The sequence below is a fragment of the Rhodococcus sp. ARC_M12 genome (genome assembly GCF_022810385.1).
In the GTDB taxonomy this organism is placed as follows: Bacteria; Actinomycetota; Actinomycetes; order Mycobacteriales; family Mycobacteriaceae; genus Rhodococcoides; species Rhodococcoides navarretei.
In genome coordinates this window covers 1-19,036 of the sequence record NZ_JALGQI010000005.1, presented here as the reverse complement: position 1 = coordinate 19,036, position 19,036 = coordinate 1, and the positions used below count along the sequence as shown (strand labels likewise).

At 64.4% G+C, this 19,036-nt stretch carries 18 protein-coding genes; 11 read left to right on the top strand and 7 right to left on the bottom strand.

The window, feature by feature from the left end:
- Positions 1-4 precede the first annotated feature (4 nt).
- Together MTX35_RS07995 and MTX35_RS07990 are read left to right on the top strand one after the other, a co-directional pair.
- Positions 5-1,444 (top strand): amino acid permease, encoded by a 1,440-nt coding sequence (locus MTX35_RS07995; protein ID WP_243594469.1) that lies wholly within the window; start codon positions 5-7, stop codon positions 1,442-1,444.
- Entirely contained in the window at positions 1,437-2,321 is an 885-nt protein-coding gene (locus tag MTX35_RS07990; RefSeq protein WP_243594468.1) for an asparaginase, read from the top strand. Before MTX35_RS07995 ends, MTX35_RS07990 begins: the two co-directional genes overlap by 8 nt.
- 43 nt (positions 2,322-2,364) lie before the next feature.
- On the opposite strand, the gene MTX35_RS07985 is transcribed toward MTX35_RS07990, so the two are convergent.
- Positions 2,365-3,171: an MOSC N-terminal beta barrel domain-containing protein gene (locus tag MTX35_RS07985; protein WP_243594467.1), complete on the bottom strand. Its 807-nt coding sequence runs from the start codon at positions 3,169-3,171 to the stop codon at positions 2,365-2,367.
- A gap of 21 nt (positions 3,172-3,192) precedes the next feature.
- Between MTX35_RS07985 and MTX35_RS07980 the strand changes: the two genes are divergently transcribed.
- Positions 3,193-3,765 (top strand): isochorismatase family protein, encoded by a 573-nt coding sequence (locus MTX35_RS07980; protein ID WP_243594466.1) that lies wholly within the window; start codon positions 3,193-3,195, stop codon positions 3,763-3,765.
- Here MTX35_RS07980 and MTX35_RS07975 read toward each other — a convergent pair.
- The 3 genes from MTX35_RS07975 to MTX35_RS07965 form a co-directional block, all read right to left on the bottom strand.
- On the bottom strand, positions 3,762-4,097 hold the full coding sequence (locus tag MTX35_RS07975; protein WP_243594465.1) for a cupin domain-containing protein: 336 nt from the start codon (positions 4,095-4,097) through the stop codon (positions 3,762-3,764). The genes MTX35_RS07980 and MTX35_RS07975 overlap by 4 nt on opposite strands.
- Positions 4,094-5,335 (bottom strand): globin domain-containing protein, encoded by a 1,242-nt coding sequence (locus MTX35_RS07970; protein ID WP_243594464.1) that lies wholly within the window; start codon positions 5,333-5,335, stop codon positions 4,094-4,096. Before MTX35_RS07970 ends, MTX35_RS07975 begins: the two co-directional genes overlap by 4 nt.
- 75 nt (positions 5,336-5,410) lie before the next feature.
- Positions 5,411-6,046, bottom strand: a complete 636-nt coding sequence (locus tag MTX35_RS07965) for a hypothetical protein (protein WP_374230260.1) — start codon at positions 6,044-6,046, stop codon at positions 5,411-5,413.
- A 61-nt stretch (positions 6,047-6,107) separates the two neighbouring features.
- Between MTX35_RS07965 and MTX35_RS07960 the strand changes: the two genes are divergently transcribed.
- Both MTX35_RS07960 and MTX35_RS07955 read left to right on the top strand, forming a co-directional pair.
- Positions 6,108-7,520 (top strand): glucose-6-phosphate dehydrogenase (NADP(+)), encoded by a 1,413-nt coding sequence (locus tag MTX35_RS07960; protein ID WP_243594462.1) that lies wholly within the window; start codon positions 6,108-6,110, stop codon positions 7,518-7,520.
- Between the two features lie 149 nt (positions 7,521-7,669).
- Positions 7,670-7,816, top strand: a complete 147-nt coding sequence (locus MTX35_RS07955) for a hypothetical protein (protein WP_243594461.1) — start codon at positions 7,670-7,672, stop codon at positions 7,814-7,816.
- A gap of 74 nt (positions 7,817-7,890) precedes the next feature.
- Here MTX35_RS07955 and MTX35_RS07950 read toward each other — a convergent pair whose 3' ends face one another.
- Positions 7,891-8,097: a PspC domain-containing protein gene (locus MTX35_RS07950; protein ID WP_243594460.1), complete on the bottom strand. Its 207-nt coding sequence runs from the start codon at positions 8,095-8,097 to the stop codon at positions 7,891-7,893.
- Positions 8,098-8,409: 312 nt separating this feature from the next.
- Here MTX35_RS07950 and ppk2 point away from each other — a divergent pair, with 312 nt between their 5' ends.
- From ppk2 to MTX35_RS07935, 3 genes are all read left to right on the top strand, one after another.
- Complete coding sequence (gene ppk2, locus MTX35_RS07945; RefSeq protein ID WP_243594459.1) at positions 8,410-9,354, top strand: polyphosphate kinase 2; 945 nt, start codon at positions 8,410-8,412, stop codon at positions 9,352-9,354.
- A gap of 1,078 nt (positions 9,355-10,432) precedes the next feature.
- Positions 10,433-11,266, top strand: a complete 834-nt coding sequence (locus MTX35_RS07940) for an alpha/beta fold hydrolase (RefSeq protein ID WP_243594458.1) — start codon at positions 10,433-10,435, stop codon at positions 11,264-11,266.
- A gap of 164 nt (positions 11,267-11,430) precedes the next feature.
- Positions 11,431-12,459 carry an alpha/beta hydrolase gene (locus MTX35_RS07935; RefSeq protein WP_374230257.1) on the top strand — a complete coding sequence of 343 codons (1,029 nt, stop codon included), beginning with the start codon at positions 11,431-11,433 and terminating at the stop codon, positions 12,457-12,459.
- A 3-nt stretch (positions 12,460-12,462) separates the two neighbouring features.
- Here MTX35_RS07935 and MTX35_RS07930 read toward each other — a convergent pair whose 3' ends face one another.
- Positions 12,463-14,496: a prolyl oligopeptidase family protein gene (locus MTX35_RS07930; protein WP_243594457.1), complete on the bottom strand. Its 2,034-nt coding sequence runs from the start codon at positions 14,494-14,496 to the stop codon at positions 12,463-12,465.
- A gap of 115 nt (positions 14,497-14,611) precedes the next feature.
- Between MTX35_RS07930 and lpdA the strand changes: the two genes are divergently transcribed.
- Positions 14,612-16,027 (top strand): dihydrolipoyl dehydrogenase, encoded by a 1,416-nt coding sequence (gene lpdA, locus MTX35_RS07925; protein WP_243594456.1) that lies wholly within the window; start codon positions 14,612-14,614, stop codon positions 16,025-16,027.
- Positions 16,028-16,113: 86 nt separating this feature from the next.
- Here the strand turns inward: lpdA and MTX35_RS07920 are convergent, their stop codons facing one another.
- The gene (locus MTX35_RS07920; RefSeq protein WP_243594455.1) at positions 16,114-17,163 is read right to left on the bottom strand and encodes a M48 family metallopeptidase; all 1,050 of its coding nucleotides are present in this window, start codon (positions 17,161-17,163) and stop codon (positions 16,114-16,116) included.
- 238 nt (positions 17,164-17,401) lie between these two features.
- Here MTX35_RS07920 and MTX35_RS07915 point away from each other — a divergent pair, with 238 nt between their 5' ends.
- Together MTX35_RS07915 and MTX35_RS07910 are read left to right on the top strand one after the other, a co-directional pair.
- The gene (locus MTX35_RS07915) at positions 17,402-18,205 is read left to right on the top strand and encodes an ABC transporter permease (protein WP_243594454.1); all 804 of its coding nucleotides are present in this window, start codon (positions 17,402-17,404) and stop codon (positions 18,203-18,205) included.
- Between the two features lie 94 nt (positions 18,206-18,299).
- The gene (locus MTX35_RS07910; RefSeq protein ID WP_243594688.1) at positions 18,300-18,953 is read left to right on the top strand and encodes an ABC transporter permease; all 654 of its coding nucleotides are present in this window, start codon (positions 18,300-18,302) and stop codon (positions 18,951-18,953) included.
- The last annotated feature ends 83 nt before the right edge of the window (positions 18,954-19,036 follow it).

Below are 19,036 nucleotides of genomic sequence, written 5' to 3'. Positions count from 1 at the left end.
TGCGATGAGCACCGAGAATCGGAGTGTCGATACCCGTAAGGCCTTCACCGAAGAGGACCCCGGCTATCGAAAAGAGCTGGCTCCTCGCCAGATTCAGATGATCGCCATCGGCGGTGCCATCGGCACCGGGCTGTTCATGGGTGCGGGCGGGCGACTGCGCGACGCCGGCCCGGCGCTGGTACTGGTGTACGCGCTGTGTGGATTCTTCGCCTTCCTGATCCTGCGCGCACTGGGCGAACTGGTGATGCACCGGCCGACCTCGGGATCGTTCGTCTCGTACTCACGCGAATTCTTCGGGGAGAAAGTCGCTTTCGCGGCCGGTTGGCTGTATTGGATGAACTGGGCGATGACGGCTGTCGTGGACGTCACGGCTGTGGCTCTGTACATGAACTTTTTCAAGAAGTACTGGGCCCCGCTGGGCAACGTCGACCAGTGGGTGTTCGCGCTAGCGGGCTTGGTGCTCGTTCTCGGGTTGAACCTGGTGTCGGTCAAGGTGTTCGGCGAGCTCGAGTTCTGGTTCGCGCTCATCAAAGTTGTTGCGCTGGTGACCTTTCTGGTGATCGGTACCTACTTCGTCATCTTCGGAACGCCTATCGACGGGCAGGAGCCGGGGCTGAGCGTGCTGACCGACAACGGGGGACTGATCCCCAACGGGCTGTTGCCTGCGATCGTGGTGATCCAGGGTGTGGTGTTCGCGTACGCCTCGATCGAGCTGGTCGGCACCGCTGCCGGGGAGACGCAGAACCCCGAGAAGGTGATCCCCAAGGCGATCAACACCGTCATCGTTCGCATCGTCGTGTTCTACGTCGGATCGGTGCTGCTGCTCTCGTTGCTGTTGCCGTACACCAGTTATCAGGCAGGCGAGAGTCCGTTCGTAACGTTCTTCGGTGCCATCGACGTCGAGGGGGCCGACGCGATCATGAACCTCGTCGTCCTCACGGCAGCGCTGTCCTCGCTCAACGCCGGGCTGTACTCCACCGGGCGCATTCTGCACTCGATGGCGGTCGCCGGCTCGGCACCGAAATTCGCGGCCCGGATGAACAAGTCGGGGGTGCCGTACGGCGGCATCGCGCTGACGTCGGTGGTGACGTTGCTCGGCGTCGTGCTCAACGCAGTGGTCCCGAGTCAGGCCTTCGAGATCGTGCTCAACCTCGCCGCGCTCGGCATCATCAGCGCGTGGGCCGTGATAGTCGCGTGTCAGCTCAAGTTCTGGTCGCTGTCCAAGACCGGCGCGGTCACCCGACCTGCGTTCAAGCTGTTCGGCGCCCCGTACACCGGGTACGCAACGCTAGGCTTCTTGGCGTGTGTACTCGTTTTGATGGCCTTCGACAAACCGGTGGGTACCTGGACGGTGGCGTCGATCCTGCTCATCGCACCGATGCTGATCGGCGGTTGGTACTTGTGTCGCAACAGAATTCGGGAGGTGGCGGCCGCCGATGAGTGACCATGTCGCGTTGTTGACCACCGGCGGCACGATTGCCAGTAGGCGCGACGAGCACGGTGTCTCTCGGCCGGTGGCCGGTCTCGGGATCGACGTCGACGGTGTCGAGGTGCGCGAGGTGATGTCGAAGGACAGCTCGGCGTTGGACTTCGCGGATCTCGACACCATCCGTACGGCGGTGGTCGACGCACTGGCCAACGACGGCTGCATCGGAGTGGTCGTGCTGCACGGGACGGACACCATGGAGGAGTCGGCGCTCTACGTCGATCTGTTCCACGGTGACGAGCGTCCGGTGGTGTTCACCGGGGCGCAGCGCACCGCCGACCATCCCGATCCGGACGGCCCGAGCAATATCGCCGCGGCAGTGGCGGCAGCGCGGTCCGAGCGCGGTGTGCTGATCGCCTTCGGCGGGCGGTTGCTGCCGGCTCGGGGGGCGATCAAGAAGCACACCACCGAGCTCGACGCGTTCCGATCCGCCGCGATGCCGCGACCGAAACCGTTGCGGTGGAAGCCCATTGCCGGGGTCCGCGTGGACATCGTCGCGCTGTATCCCGGTGCCGACGGCGTCCAGATAGATGCCTGCGTCGACGCCGGGGCGTCGGGCATCGTGCTCGAGGCGACGGGCTCGGGCAACACCAACGCCCGTGTCGTCCGCGCGGTGAGAGAGGCAGTGGCTGCTGGGGTGCACGCGGTCGTCACGACGCGGGTGCCGTTCGGTGAGACCTCGCCGAGCTACGGCGGCGGCGGAGGTGGGCACGATCTGGTCGATGCGGGCGCGGTGTTCTCCCGCGAACTGCGGGCGGGGCAGGCGCGAATCCAGTTGGCGGCGCTGATTGCATCGGAAACGACCGCGATGGTTGTCCACAATTTCTTCTCGTAAGCGGAAAACCGTCTGCGGAGGCAAATAGTGGACACTCAGCGCACTACAACTCCGACTCGCCCCAACTCTCGACGCGTAGTTCGTCGCCGACGGTCACCGTGCCGTTCTGCAGCACCGAGAATTTCGATCCGAATGCGACGCCCTTCTGCCGACCGCGGCGGTAGTCGCCGAGAGTGCGCAGCGGTTCGGGGCCGGTGCGGACGCCGGTGGTCTGGTCCACGGTGGTGACCGCGCAGCGGATGGCGAGTTTGGTGTACACCAATCGCATCCCGCCGATGGTCACGTCCCGCAGCTCGTCCTCGCGATGTGGCTCGTCCCAACCGTCGACGACGATGTTGGGCCGGAAGCGATCCATCGGCAAGGCAACGTCGAGTCTGGAATTGAGGCCGGCCAACGTGGCGGTCGAGAGGATGTGTACGGCGGCGCTGTCGGCGAATTGTGCTGACCCGGGCGAGATTCCATCGGTGATTCGGCCGTGGTCGCGTGGTGCGGCGACCAGCCTCGACGGTTCTCCGATCACCTCGGTGAGCAAGGTGGCGACCTCGTCGCCCTGATCGATTCCGCGCATCGGCGCGCGGAACATGGTGATGTCGCGCGCCGCGGAGTCGCGGTCGACGGGCACGGTCACCGAACCGGTCGACTCGTGGGTGAGAGTCAACGACCCGTCCGCCACCGAGCACCGGACGACCGCGAGCACGGGGTCGCTACGTTGACTGCGGAATGCGCCGTCGGAGTCGACGATCATGAATGCCCGATCGTGCTCGAGGCCGGTAGCGCTCACGTGAGCCGAATGCAGCGTCGAGCCGGCACATCCCTTGACGGGGTAGGTCACCAGAGACGACACGCGCACCCGTCGAGGATACTGGGATCCATGACTCGTGCTCTGTTGGTAGTGGATGTGCAGAACGATTTCACCGAGGGCGGCGCGCTGGCGGTGACCGGCGGCGCAGACGTCGCGCGCAGGATCAGTGCGTACCTCGCGCGCCACGGCGACGAGTACGACCTGGTGGTGTCCTCGCGGGATTGGCACGACGCCGAGGGCGACAACGGCGGGCACTTCGCCACCGACGAAGCCCCGGATTTCGTCACCACGTGGCCGGTGCATTGCGTCGCGGGCACGGTCGGTGCCGAGTATCACCCCGATTACGCGACCGGCTCCGTGGACGTGCACGTCTACAAGGGGCAGGGCAAGCCGTCGTACTCGGCGTTCGAGGGCGTCACCGAGGACGGGACACCCCTCGCCGCGATACTCACCGCCAACGAGGTCACCGACATCGACGTCGTCGGACTTGCGACCGACTATTGCGTGCTGGCTTCGGCGAAAGACGCGGTGGCCGAGAAGCTCGACGTCCGAGTACTCACCGACCTGGTCGCGGGAGTTGCGCCCGAGACCTCCGCCGCGGCCCTCGACGAACTGCGGGCATCCGGCGCTTCGGTGGTCTAGGCCGACGCGACCACCGTCGTCAGCAGAACAGCCGCGTCGGTGGTGGCCCGCAGCGAGTGCGGTGCATCGGGAACCACCAGCAGATCGCCGGTCATCCCGCTCCACACATCGGTGCCTGCGACCAGCTCGACCCGGCCGGACAGGACGTGCACGGTGGCCTCGCCTGGATTGCTGTGCTCGGACAGTTCGGCACCGGCAGCGAGCGCGATGAGGGTCTGCCGCAGAGCATGCTCGTGGCCTCCGTACACCGCCGACGCCGCCCGACGCGACGACGCCGAGGTGGCCTTGGCCATCTGCTCGCGCGCGAGGGCGTCGAGCGAGATCTTCTTCACCCGGTCACCGTGACGGGAGACCATAGGTCCGGACCGAACACCTCGTAGGAGATGCGTTCCGAAGGCACGCCACGCTGGAGGGCCGCGAGGCGGACGGCGCGCAGGAACGGCAACGGTCCGCAGCTGAGCACGTGGGTGTCCGCGGTGAAGGCGAGCCGATCGAAATCCATCAATCCGGTGAACGACGTCGAATCGTCCGCGTCGACGGTCTCGTACCAGGCGTGATCGACGACGTAGTCGAGTGCTTCGGCCGCAGTGGCGATCGCCTCTCGCAATGCGTGGTCGGCGCGGCTACGGTCCGCGTGGGCCAGTATCAGCTTTCGGGCGGGCTGAGTTCGGGCGAGATGCTCGACGAGCGGCAGCACGGTGGTGATTCCGGCACCGGCCGTGGCGATCAGCAGCGGTCCGTCGCCGATGGGCACTCCGAAATCACCTGCAGGACTGCTCACTTCGAGAATGTCACCAACGGCGACAGCCTCCTGAAGGTGTGTCGAGACCTGCCCGGGCGGACCGTTGCGTACCTGCGCCACCGTGATCTGGAGGCGGGTGTCGGATGCGATGGACGAGACGCTGTACTGACGCGGCTGCCGAGTGCCGTCGGCGAGGTCGACGAACACCGTGACGTACTGGCCGGCCTCGAGCGAGGGAAGGGGAGCGCCGTCCGCGGGTTCGAGGACGAGCGAGACCGTGCCGGGGCTTTCCTGCGTGCGCCGCACGACGCGGTACGGGCGCAGCGGATTGTGCGGGTCGATGTCTGCCGCTGCGTAGAGTCGCGCTTCGGTGGCGATGAGCTGCGTGGCGAACAGCCAATAGACCTCGTCCCACGCGGCGGCGACGGCGGGAGTGACGGCAGCGCCGAGGATGTCGGCCACGGCACCGAGCAGGTGTCGGCCGACGAGGGTGTACTGCTCCGGGGTGATGCCGAGCGTGATGTGCTTGCCCGCGATGCGGCGCAACACCGGCTCGAACGACGGTGCGTCCGGGTCGATCAGTTGCACGGCGTAGCCGACCACCGATGCGGCCAAGGCCCGACTCTGCTCGCCGGTTTCCTGATTCGCGCGATTGAACAGACGCCACAGCTCGGGGCGTTCGCCGAGCATCGACTCGTAGAAGCGGGCACTGATCGTTTCGGAGTGTTCCGCCACCACGCCGGCAGTGGCGCGGACGACGGCCTCGGCGGCGGCAGACAGAGCGGGGTGGACGGCGGACGAGGGGCGGGGTGGTGCAGTCAGGGTCACGCCACCACCCTCGCCGCTGTGGTGCCGGGCCAGCAGCCCTTTACGTCCCCACCTCGGGGGACCTTCGTCCTTCGGTCAGCTGTCGATCGTCGTGGTGATGGACGTGACCGACGGTGCCGCCGGGGTGCTGCCGAAGCCGAACGTCACCGGGGGAGTGACCGGTGTGAGCGAGCCGAGGTCCTCGCCCTGCCAGGATGCCGAGACATCGGTGACGCGATGTTGGTGCCTGGCACCGTAGTACTCGCGTCGGTCGTTGCCCGCGCTGCCGCGGGTGCGGACTCCGCGCAGCACGACTCGGGCGATGGGGTCGCTGATCGAGCAGAACCACGGAGCCGTCGACACCGCGTCGGGGACGAGACTCAACAGGCGGCCCAGCAGGGTGGGTCCGGCAACACGAATTCTCACCGTCAGATCACCGGCCTGCACCGACCGCCATCCGGCAGGAGTGGAGCCTGCGGAACGACCCAGGTTGTCCGGCTGCGCGGCGAAGGTCACCGGGACCAGCTCGGTGGAGTCGAACGTGTAGGTGGCCTTGACGAATTCGCGTACGTCCTCGTTGGGGGCGATCAGTAGACGCCGCCCGTCGGCGAACTGGATCATGACATCGGTAAATTCTCCCAGTGGCGATCGCGTCCAATGTCCGACGACGATCCGCACTCCGGACGTTGTGCCTACCCCGTAGATTTCCCCGTGAAACCGTGATCTGTTCATCATGCACCCTCACCTCGTCGGCACTGTGCGCTCCCAAACTGGGCGGTGCATAGTGGAGGTCATGGCGTCCTCGCAACCCACTGTATTCGTCCTGTTCGGCGCAACCGGAGACCTCGCCAAGCGAATGGTCCTGCCGTCGTTCTACCAACTTCACCTCGAAGGCCTGCTCCCCGAAAAATGGGTCCTGATCGGCAACGGTCGTAAGGACACGTCCGACGACGAGTTCCGAGACCACGTCCGCAGCGTGCTCGACGAGTTCGTCGAGAACGTGGCCGAGGCCGATTGGTCGGCGTTTTCGGAGCGAATCCGCTTTGCGGGCAACGGCTTCACCGTCGACGATCCAGGCAAGCTGCCCGAGGTAGTCGCCGAGGTGAAGAAGGACATCGGTGACGACGCCCAGCTGGTGCACTACATCGCGTTGCCGCCGAGCACGTTCGTCGACTACACGAAGGCCCTGGGCGCACACGATCTTGCCGAGGGTTCCCGCGTGGTCTACGAGAAGCCCTTCGGCACCTCGCAGAGCAACTTCGAGGAACTCGACAAAGCCGTGCACGAGGTGGTCGACGAAGAGCAGGTCTATCGCATCGATCATTTCCTGGGAAAGGAGGCGACGCAGAACCTGCACGTGCTGCGCTTCGCGAACGGCATGATCAGCGGGATCTGGAATTCCGAGCACGTGGCCCAGGTGCAGATCGACGTCCCCGAGACGCTCGACATCGACGACCGTGCCGAGTTCTACGACGAGACCGGTGCCGTGCTGGACATGCTCGTCACCCACCTGTTCCAGGTGGCGGCCGAGGTGGCGATGGAGCCGCCCGCATCGCTGAAGGCCGAGGATCTGCAATCGGCGCGCGAGACGGTGATCGGACAGTTCCGGCCGCTGGACACCGACGAGGTGGTGCTCGGTCAGTACGACGGGTACCGCGATGTCGAGGGTGTCGACGAGAACTCGACGGTCGACACGTTCGTCGCAGCGAAGTTGTGGGTCGATACCGACCGCTGGCGTGGGGTTCCGTTCCTGTTGCGCACCGGAAAGATGCTGGGCGTCGGCCAGCAGCGCGTCTCGCTGGTGTTCCGCAAGCCCGCCGACAGTCCACTGTCGACGCTGCCCGAGGACGGTGCGGTGCTCTCGTTCGACCTGTCCGGTGACGGCAGCATCGACATCGCCATGACGGTCAAGGAGCCGGGTCCGGATTTCGACCTCTCCGTCGGACACCTGGCGCTACCACTGAAGTCGGTACCCGATTCCGAGCCGCTGAGCCCGTACGCGCGCCTGATTCTCGACGTACTCAGCGGCGACCGTTCGCTGTTCACCCGGCCCGACGGCCTGGCCCACGTGTGGGACGTGGCCGCACCGCTCTTGAACGACCCGCCCGCGGTGAAGAACTATGCACCCGGCTCGATGGGCCCGGCCGAGGCCGACGAGCTCGCGGCACCGTGCGGGTGGTTGATCACCGGGAAGACACAGGGCTGATCGGGTGTCACGTTTCGGGGGATCAAACAGTCGTTGAGTTCTTTTTGTCCGAAATCGTGGACCGGATCGCGCCGAGACCGTTATCTTTCTGACACCTGAGATTTCACCCTAGTCAGGCCCCCTCGACGTTTGCCCGAAAGGCTTCCCCTATGTTTCTCGACCTGATCACCGGACTCCTTCCCATCCTCGGCGGCGGCGAGGACGGTGGTGTCACCGACATCATCACCGACGGCCTGCTCGACGGGTTGCTCGAAGGACTCCTCGGCGGCAGCACCGGCAGCTTCGGCTCCAGCTAGATCCGTACCGCGGAAGGCCTCGCTCCTCGTTCGTCGAGGGTGCGAGGCCTTTTGTGTGCGGTCGGAGTCCGTGATCACGACCGAAGCGGCATCAACATCAACGCCGCGAGGTAGATCAGCACCACGGTGCCGCCGGTCAGGACCGTGCCGGCAACGGTCGCGAGTCGGACGATGTTGACGTCCCATCCGAAATACTCGGCAACGCCGCCGCATACACCTCCTATCATCTTCTGCGAACTCGATCGGGTGAATTCTCTGGGGGAACCGCTCTCGAATGTCATGCTGAAAAGTCTGCATCAGCAACGTCTTTGGGCGCATCGGGGATTTCACCCATATCGACCCCGACAAACGGACAGCCCGAAATCTGCGCTGGAACAAGATCGTCGACTTTCCGAACGGACGCCTGGACCTACCGCCGCGGGGACCGATAGCGTCGGACGTGTTCGGCGAGTGGCGCACAGCTCCCGAACATTCGAGCGACGTGCCCGGTCCGTCCCCCTTGCGGACCGGGCACCCTCGTCGTGCAGCCGGCGGCATCGGGTGTTCACCGAATCGCCACGGATCGGTCACCGATGAGCACTAACTTTCGGCAGATGACCGACAACGATCTCCGCAACGGCACGGCTGCGCGCACCGACCTGAGCAACTTGCTCGACATCACGACAGCCGTGAATCTTGCCGACACGTCGGGTTTCACCGTCGACGACTCCGATGACGACGATCCGGTACTGCTGACTGTCCCCGACGGCCACGTCGTCGACACCTGGCGCGAGAACTACCCGTACGACGAGCGGATGACGCGTGCGGAGTACGACCTGGAGAAGCGTCTGCTGCAGATCGAACTCCTGAAGCTGCAGATGTGGACCAAGGAGACCGGTCGACGTCACGTCATCGTCTTCGAGGGCCGTGATGCTGCCGGTAAGGGCGGCACGATCAAGCGCTTCATGGAGCACTTGAACCCCCGCGGTGCCAGCGTCGTCGCCCTCGAGAAGCCGTCGGCGCGTGAGTCGACGGAATGGTATTTCCAGCGCTACATCGCCCATCTGCCTGCAGCCGGCGAGATAGTCATGTTCGACAGGTCCTGGTACAACCGGGCAGGTGTGGAGCGCGTCATGGGCTTCTGCACCGACGAGCAGCACGCCCAGTTCGTCCGGCAAGCACCGCTGTTCGAGCAGATGCTCGTGGACGAGGGCATCAGCTTGACCAAGTTCTGGTTCTCGGTGTCGCAGCACGAGCAGCGCACCCGCTTCGCCATCCGGCAGGTGGACCCGGTGCGGCAGTGGAAGCTCTCGCCGATGGACCTGGCGTCGCTGGACAAGTGGGACGCCTACACCGCGGCGAAGGAAGAGAACTTCCGCGCGACCGACACCGATGTCGCGCCGTGGACGGTCGTCAAGAGCAACGACAAGAAGCGGGCCCGAATCAACGCGATGCGCTTCGTGCTGAACAAGTTCGACTACGCGAACAAGGATCCCGAAATCGTCGGCGAAACCGACCCGTTGCTCGTAGGGCGCGCGAAAGACGTGATCGGCGAGTAGTTTTCGCCGTGAGTTCGGTGCAACCTCTTGCGAACGGTTGCGAGGGTACATCTTCGAGGTTTCGAGTTGGTACCTGGTGCTGCGCCGAAGACGTGCGTACGGTAGGAACGAGGAAGGTCGTATTACCTACGGCCGTAAATACACCCGAGCATCAGGAGATCCCATGGGTTCAGCAGCGCAGTTCATTTCCGACATTGCCAGCGGCGTCTACGACGGCATCGTCGACGCGATCGTCGATCAGATCGTCGGCGTGCTGACGTCGGGTAGCGCCGCTTAAGCAGTGGTGTTGTGTCGCGGTCGCCGTCGGGGGGCGGCCGCGACACCGACGACGTCGTGACTGTTTTGTGACAGCTCACCAAGATTTTCGACTTTTAGTCTCGATTGCGTGTACAGAACGTTGTCCGACCGGGTAGAAATCTCCTTGCAGAGGTAATCGAGTGACGACCGTCACTTTCGATCTGCGCACAATTCCCCTCGAACAAGGAGCATTTCGTATGTCTGCTGAACTCGGTGACCTCCTGACCATCCTCCTCCAGCTCTTCGCAGGCGGAAGTTCCGACGCTCCCGTGAGCTGAGCCGCTCCTCCTCTTTTGTAGAACGGCCGGTGCCCACCCTGTCACTCCCGATCCTCGGTGAGTACGGGTGTCGGCGAATACCCCTCTCGTCAAGGAGTTTTCATGGAATTGCTCGCCATCTTGTTGCAGTTGCTCGCTCTCGGTAGCTCGGAAGGCAGCGGCTCGGGCACCATCGAGATCCCCGGTTCGCCGGTCTGACCCACGACCTGGAGCCGGGCTCGACACACTGTCGGGCCCGGCTTTCGTCGTTCGAAGTGTCATTCGTTCGACCCGAAAGTTCTCTACCGATGGATGATCCGCCTGCGATCGGGTAGACCTGAGCCTCATCGCCGATGCGCCCGGCATCGACGGGATCGCAGGGAGGCAGCATGCTCGAGTCCGTAGTCGCGTTCATCAACGGTCAACTGCTCTGGTTCAGTTTCTCGACCGGCAGCTTCCACCCGATCATCCTGTGAGGTAGAGCCCTGGACAAGGCACGGTCGCACCCGTCATAGGGTTGCCCGATGCAGACCGTTCCCATCCAGATGCCCGACGGTTCGACGGTGCCGGTGACATTGTTCCCCGGTGAGGGCCGCGACGACGCACCCGTCATCGTCGTTCTTCCCGGCCTCGGCATTCCCGGTGGCTACTACCGACTGTTCGCCGAGGCGCTCGTCGCGCGCGGTTTCCAGGCTGCGATCGGCGACCTCCGCGGCCAGGGCGACAGCGTGCCGAAGCCGAGTTCTGCCAGTCGGTACGGGTATCAGGAACTGGTCTCGGTCGACTTTCCGGCGATCTTCGAGGTGGTTCGAGAACAGTTCCCGGCGGCGACGCCGTATCTGCTCGGACACAGCATGGGCGGCCAACTCGGCTCGATGTACGCCGCTCGCATCAGGGGCAGGCTCGGCGGGTTGATCCTGGTGGCGTCGGGGTCTCCGTATCACCGCGGATTCGGCACCACGCGTGGCGTACCGCTCTATGTGGGCGCAGCGGCGATGGCGATCACCAGCAGCATCGCGGGATTCTGGCCGGGGGATCGAATCGGCATCGGCGGCTTCGGTCGGCAGTCGAGGGTTCTGATCGACGATTGGTCGCGGTTCGCGCGGACCGGTTCGATCGAGCCGGCGGGGGCCGACATGGATTACGAGGAACGGATGGGCCGTCTGACACTTCCGGTGCTGGCGGTGACCATCGAGGGCGACGACCTGGCACCCCGTGGCTCGATGGACAACCTCGTGCGCAAGCTTGCCCGTGCCGATGTCACCTCGGTGCACATCGACGAGCCGCTCGGACACAACGGGTGGATCCGAAACCCCACGGCGGTCGCCGACCTCGTCGCCGAGTGGGTGCACAAGTAGTTCGCGCGAATTAACTTTTGGTCGTTTCACTCGCTATCTGTCATTTCTACCTACTTTCGGTTCGTTTTGGTGTAGAAAGTCTTTGAACCAGCAATTGTTCTACGACGATAGTGAGCACGACTATGGACGGCCTGGGGGGCGCAGTGGGTCGACGCGGGGGTGGTATGGGGTCATTCCGGTCCGCTGCGGTACGGAGGTTGGCTGTCGTGTCGGTGGTCGCTGTGATGGCGGCGGTAGTTCACCCGATCGCGTCCGCGGCCCCGGCCGAATCGGTGTCCGGTCCGACGGAGTCGTACGTGGTGCGCACCGAGGTGGCCGACGACACCGCGATGACAGCATTCGTCCACTCTGCCGCGATGGACCGAACAGTTCCGCTGAAGATTCTGCGTTCACCTGATCGGACGGCTCCGAGCCCCACGCTGTACCTGCTCAACGGCGCGGGCGGAGGAATCGACGGCATGGACTGGTACACCCAGACCGACGTCGTGTCGTTCTTCGCCGACAAGAACGTCAATGTGGTGACACCCGTGGGCGGGGCGTACTCGTATTACACGGACTGGCAGCACGACGATCCGGTGCTCGGGCGCAACAAGTGGGAGACGTTCCTCGCGACCGAACTGCCACCGCTCGTCGACGATCTGTTGGACACCAACGGTCGCAACGCGATTGCAGGTATCTCGATGGCCGCGACCTCGGTCCTGAACCTGGCCGCTCACCATCAGGGGCTGTACCGAGCCGTCGGTTCCTACAGCGGATGCGCCTCGACCACCGACGAGTTGGGACGGGCGTACGTCAAGACGGTCGTGTCCATGGCCCTCGGCGCGAACGTGACGAACATGTGGGGGCCCGACGACCATCCCGACTGGATGCGCAACGACGCAGTGGTCAACGCCGAAAAGTTGCGCGGCACAGCGTTGTACATCTCCAACGGCAGTGGACTGGCCGGGGCGTCTGACACCCTCGACGGCACCAATCCCAACGGACCGGGTTTCGTGTTGCTCAACCAGATGGTCGTGGGCGGCGCGATCGAGGTGGCCACCGGCGACTGCACCCGCCGATTGAAGACCACCCTGGAGCGGCTCGACATTCCGGCCCATTTCGAGTTGCGTGAGCGCGGCACCCACTCGTGGGGCTACTGGCAGGACGACCTGCACGAGTCCTGGCCGATGTTCGAGGACGCCCTCGCCGGCTGACCGTCAGCTGCGAGCGAGGTGCCGCCACAGGAATTCGTAGGTCAACGCCGTCTTGAACGCCAACTGCGCATTGTCCGACGCCCCGCCGTGCCCGCCTTCGATGTTCTCGTAGTAGCTCACGTCGTGACCGAGTTCGGCCAATCGAGCGGCCATCTTTCGTGCATGTCCGGGGTGGACTCGATCGTCGCGGGTGGAGGTGGCGATCAGAATCGGCGGATACCGACGCTCGGATGCGGCGACCACGTTCTGGTACGGGGAGTACTGCGAGATGAACTCCCATTCGTCCGGGTCGTCGGGGTTGCCGTACTCGGCCACCCAGGACGCGCCTGCGAGCAGCAGGTGGTAGCGCTTCATGTCCAGTAGCGGGACCTGACATACCAACGCGCCGAACAGTTCCGGGTACTTCGTCACCATGATGCCCATCAACAGGCCGCCGTTGCTTCCGCCCTGCGCGGCCAACTGTTCGGTGGTGGTGATGCCTCGGGTGACGAGGTCGCGCGCGACAGCGGCGAAATCCTCGTGCACCAGATGGCGTCCGGCGCGCAGTACCTGGGTGTGCCAGGTCGGCCCGTACTCACCGCCGCCCCGGATGTTCGCGACGACGTACGTGCCCCCTCGTTCGAGCCACGCCCGTCCCGTTGCGCCGCTGTAGCCGGGCGTCATCGAGATCTCGAAGCCGCCGTAGCCGTAGAGCAGGGTCGGTCCGGGGCCGGAATCGGCGCGTCGGACCACGAAGTAAGGGATGTCGGTACCGTCGTCGGACCGTGCGAAGAACTGCTCCACCGTCAGGCCGTCGGCGTCGAAGAATGCCGGAGCCTGCTTGAGGACCTCCAACTCGCCGCCCACAGTGCCCACCAGCAGTGTCGCCGGCGTGAGATAGCCGGAGGACGAGAGGAAGAACTCGTCACCGTTCTCCTCGGCGTCGGTGCCGATGATCTCGGTGGACGCCAGGTCCGACAATCCGTCGACGGTGGTCGTGTCCCACTCCTTCGCACGAGGGGTGAGGACGTGCAACTGTGTCCGCACGTCCTGCAGCGTCACCAGCAGAAGATGATTCTCGGTCCAGGCGTACTGATGCAGTGACGTGTGCGCATCCGGGGCGAACAGCACGGTGAGAGCGATTGTGCCGGAGATGAACTCGTCGAAATCTGCGGCGAGCAGTGCGCCTGCCGGATAGGTTTGCTCGCCGACCGTCCACGGCGTCATCGTGCGCACCAGCAACCAGTTCTCGTGCACCGAGGTCGACGCATCGGTCGGCGTCGGAATCAGCGTCAGATCGGATCCATCGAGCAGGTAGGTCTCGGAGTTGTAGAAGTCGGTGGCACGCTGAACGAAATCGCGCTCGAAGCCCGGGGTGCGATCGTGAAAGGCGGAGATCGAGATGTCCTGTGCTTCACCCTCGAAGACGGTCTCGGCCTCGACGAGGGGAGTGCCGCGCCGCCACCGCTTGGTGATCCGCGGGTAGCCCGACTCGGTCAGTGACCCGTCCCCGAAATCGGTTCCGACGAAGAGGGTGTCGGCATCGATCCAACCGATGTCGGTCTTGGCCTCGGGCAATGCGAAACCGCCGTCGTCCGGGGCGCGGAACGCGCGAGAGTCGATGTCGAACTCACGGACCACCGTCGCGTCGGCCCCGCCGCGAGAGAGGGTGATCAGCGCCAGTCGCTGATCGGGGCGCAGTACCTGGGCACCGCCCCACACCCAGTTCTCGTCCTCGGCCGCGCCCAGCGCATCGAGATCGAGCAGCACGTCCCACGCCGGATTCTCGGTCCGGTATTCGTCCATCGTCGTTCGACGCCACACGCCTCGGACGTGCTCGGCGTCGCGCCAGAAGTTGTACAGAAACTGCCCGCGGCGACGCGCGTACGGAATGCGGGCGTCAGTGTCGAGAATCTCTCGGATGCTCGCCTCGGTGGCATCGAAGGCCGCGCCACCGAGCGCCTCGACCGTCACCTCGTTTCTCTCGCGCACCCACGCGAGCGCAGCGTCGCCGGTGACGTCTTCGAGCCAGAGATACGGGTCGTCCGAGATTGCCATTCCACAGTTCTAGCAGCACACGGGCCGTCGGGGTGGTCGGCGCTCGCGTGGCTACCGGCTGGTAACGATGACCAGGTCGAGACAGCGTCGGACAGCACGACTACGCTGGGGACTCGTGACCTCACACTATGACGTCGTTGTCCTCGGAGCCGGTCCCGGTGGGTACGTCGCTGCTATCCGCGCGGCACAACTCGGACTCAGCACTGCCATCATCGAGAAGAAGTATTGGGGCGGTGTGTGCCTCAACGTCGGCTGCATCCCCTCCAAGGCCCTTCTCCGTAACGCCGAGCTGGCGCACCTCTTCACCAAAGAGGCGAAGCTGTTCGGTATTTCGGGTGAAGCGTCCTTCGACTTCGGCGCAGCGTTCGATCGCAGCCGCAAGGTTGCCGACGGTCGCGTCAAGGGCATCCACTTCTTGATGAAGAAGAACAAGATCCCCGAGTACGACGGCAAGGGCACGTTCACCGACGCCAACACCATCGAGGTCGAGCTGACCAAGGGTGGCACCGAGACGATCACGTTCGACAACGCGATCATCTCGACCGGCAGCACCACCAAGCTGCTGCCCGGTACCGAGCTGAGCAAGAACGTCGTCACCTACGAAGAGCAGATCATGACGAAGGAGCTCCCGGGCTCGATCCTCATCGTCGGCGCGGGTGCCATCGGTATGGAGTTCGGTTACGTCCTGAAGAACTACGGCGTCGACGTCACCATCGTCGAGTACCTCGATCGCGCGCTCCCCAACGAGGACAAGGACGTCTCGAAGGAGATCGAGAAGCAGTACAAGAAGCTCGGCGTCAAGGTCATCACCGGCGCAGGTGTGCAGAGCATCGACGACGACGGCTCCAAGGTCACCGTCGAGATCAAGCACAACAAGTCCGGTGAGAGCGAGACCTTCACCGTCGACAAGGTGATGCAGTCCGTCGGTTTCGCGCCCCGCGTCGAGGGCTTCGGTCTCGAGAAGACCGGTGTCGAGCTCACCGATCGCGGTGCCATCGGCATCACGAACACGATGCAGACCAACGTCCCGCACATCTACGCCATCGGCGACGTCACGGCCAAGCTGCAGCTCGCCCACGTGGCCGAGGCTCAGGCCGTGGTTGCAGCCGAAACCATCGGCGGCGCAGAGACATTGCCGATCGACGATTACCGCATGATGCCGCGTGCCACGTTCTGCCAGCCGCAGGTCGCGAGCTTCGGCCTCACCGAGGACCAGGCGCGCGAAGAGGCGCAGGCCCGTGGCTCCGACATCAAGGTCGCGAACTTCCCGTTCGCCGCCAACGGCAAGGCACACGGACTGGGCGACGCCACCGGCTTCGTCAAGCTCATCGCTGATACCGAGCACGGCGAGCTGCTCGGCGGCCACCTCATCGGACCGGACGTCTCGGAGCTGCTGCCCGAGCTGACACTGGCCCAGAAGTGGGACCTGACCGTCAACGAGTTGGCCCGCAACGTCCACACGCACCCGACGCTGTCGGAGGCACTGCAGGAAGCGATCCACGGCCTCGCAGGCCACATGATCAACTTCTGATCCCTGCCTACAACGAGAAACGGCGGCGACCACTTCGGTGGTCGCCGCCGTTTCTCGTCGGTGCGTCGGCTGGGACTTCAGCTCGGCTAGGACTTTCGCCAGTGATCGAATCTGCCCTTGATGTCCGACGCCACGTCGCCGATTCCGTTGCCGACGGCGTCGACGGCTCCGGTGAAGCCGCTTCCGATGTCTCGCACCGTCTTGATCAGCGGGTCCTCCGAGGTGTCGAAGTTGTTCTTGTACGTGCGTGCTGCGTTACGGAACTCCTCCGAGACCTTGGCCTCGTGGTCGGCGGACCGGCGCGGATAGTCGCCACGAAGGACCGCCGCGTACGCGCCGGTGTCGACCCATTTCTTCAACTCGGCGGCCCGTAGCACCGAGAACGGGTGCGAGAGGAGTTCGAGGTTGAGCAGCTTGAGTACGCCGTCGCGCAGATCCCCACTGGCCTCGTACTCGGCGGCCTGAGCGAGGAACGCGTCGACGTCGATTTCGCTGATGCGGGCGCCGCCCGCTAACTTGAGTTGCACGCTGATCGCAGTGTGCACATCTTGCCCGCACAGCAAACCCGCTCTGTCGCCGGACAATTCGGATTTGCGCTGCCATTCCATCAGTCCGGCGATGACCGCGCGCAGGGCCCAGCCGCCCACCGGCACCCAGCCGACGGTGCCGGCCAGACGCATCAGATGCATGAGCACGGTGCGGTACACCGCGTGACCGGACAACGCGTGACCGAGTTCGTGACCGACCACGAACCGCTGCTCCTCGTAGGTCATGATGTCGAGCATTCCGGTGGTCAGGACGATGAACGGGCGGTCCATTCCGATGGTGAACGCGTTGACCATCGGCGACTGAACCACGAAGAGTTCGGGTGTTTCCTCGGCACCGAGAATCTGCACGCAGTCGCTACGTAGGTCGTTCAGATCCTTGAACTGCCGCTCGTCGACGCGTACCGCAGTCGCGAGGTACATCAGCCGATGCTGCCGTTCGCGCAGCAGCCCGGACAGCGTGCGCAGAACGGTGTCGAAGCCCTTGAGGGTGCGGAGGGTGACCAGCGCGGCTCGATCCGACGGGTGTTCCCATGTGCGCGAACTGATGTCGGGGAATTCGATGCGGGTGCGATCCGGGGCGGATGTCAATCTGTTCTCCCAGCGTCGATGAAAATCCAAAGTATCAGTAAAAGCGGGGCATGCGGTCCGAACTCGAAGCCGATCACCGTGCCGAGCCCTGATCGACTCGCCGGAAGTCTGTGATCAGTCATAGCCCACCAAGTGATGAAAACGTCACTTGGTCGTTTGTCGGCTGGTAGTTTTCGTTTTCTGCGCGAGGGGAGTCGCGCCGAACACGAGCTGGGGGGGTGGGGAATTGTCGTCGCCGATGTCGACGCTCGCACGCGTCAGCGGCGGGGTTTCCGGTGGATTCAGGACGTTCGGTCGAACTCTGGAGCTGGGCGTGCTGGCCTTCGTTCACCTCGCGCGAGATATCGTCACGCTGCGTCATCCGTGGCGTGACACCATCGACCAGGCCTGGTTCGTCGTCACCGTCACGGTGGTTCCAGCAGTACTGGTATCGATTCCGTTCGGCGTCATCGTGTCCGTCCAGGTCGGCAGTCTCACCGATCAGATCGGCGCGACGTCCATCGCGGGAGCAGCAGGTGGCCTCGGGGTGATCCGCCAAGGCGCCCCGATCGTTGCGGCGCTGTTGCTGGGCGGTGCCGCAGGCGCGGCGGTCGCTGCCGATCTGGGGGCACGCACCATCCGTGACGAGATCGACGCGTTGTCGACGATGGGAATCGACCCGGTTCGCAGGCTTGTCGCGCCGCGGCTGGCAGCCATCCTTCTGGTGGCACCGTTCCTGTGCATCCTCATCATCTTCATGGGCTTGGCCGCGGGCTATGCGATCAACGTCGGCTTTCAGAGTGGGACACCCGGAAGCTACATCAGCTCGTTCGCATCCTTCGCCTCGGTGGCGGACCTCGTCGTAGCCCTGGTGAAGACCGAGATATTCGGCGTCATCGTCATCGTCGTCGCCTGCCATCGCGGGTTGTCCGCCGCCCACGGACCCCGCGGGGTCGCGAACGCGGTCAACGCCTCCGTGGTGCTCGGTGTCGTGTCCGCGTTCACCGTCAACGTCGTGATCACGCAGGTGGTCGCGATGTTCATGCCACAGAAGTTGGGCTGAGATGGCGACCCCTTCTCGCTACACCGTGCACGGCACCGCTCACCTCACCCGCAGTGCCAGGTATCTCGGACGCAAACCGTTCGATGTACTCGAAATGTTGGGTCATCAACTGACGTTCTGCGTCAAGGTGCTTGCCGCGATACCACATACCGTCCGCTCCTACCGGCGGCAGATGCTGCTCATCCTCAGTGATATCACCTGGGGCAGTGGGAAATTGATCGTCGGTGGCGGGACGGTGTCGGTCCTCGTCGTGCTGGGTGTCGCGGTGGGGGCGTCCGTCGGAATCGAAGGATTCAATTCCCTCGGCATGGTGGGGATGGAGCCGTTGACCGGCTTCATCTCGGCATACGCCAGCACTCGCGAACTGGCCCCGATGATCGCGGCGATCGGATTCGCGACGCAGGCAGGATGCCGGATGACGGCCGAGATCGGCGCGATGCGTATCTCCGAAGAGATCGATGCACTCGAAGCTCAAGGGATACAGTCGATGCCGTTCGTCGTGACCACCCGGGTCATCGCGGGAATCGTCACGATCGTGCCGCTCTATCTGCTGACGCTCATTCTGAGCTACCTGTCGTGCGCCGTGGTGGTTCGCGTGGTCGGCGGACAGTCGTCCGGCACACACGACCACTACTTCAGTGCATTCCTGCAGCCGCTCGACGTTCTCTTCTCGCTGCTCAAAGCCGCGGTGTTCGTCGTGACGATTGAGGTTCACCCCGAAAAGTGGACAGTGGCTACGCGGCCATAATCGGCGCGTTCAGTGACTGTTCGTAATTGTGGGGGCTGAGCATTCCGATCGTGGAGTGCCTACGTCGAGTGTTGTAGAAGTTC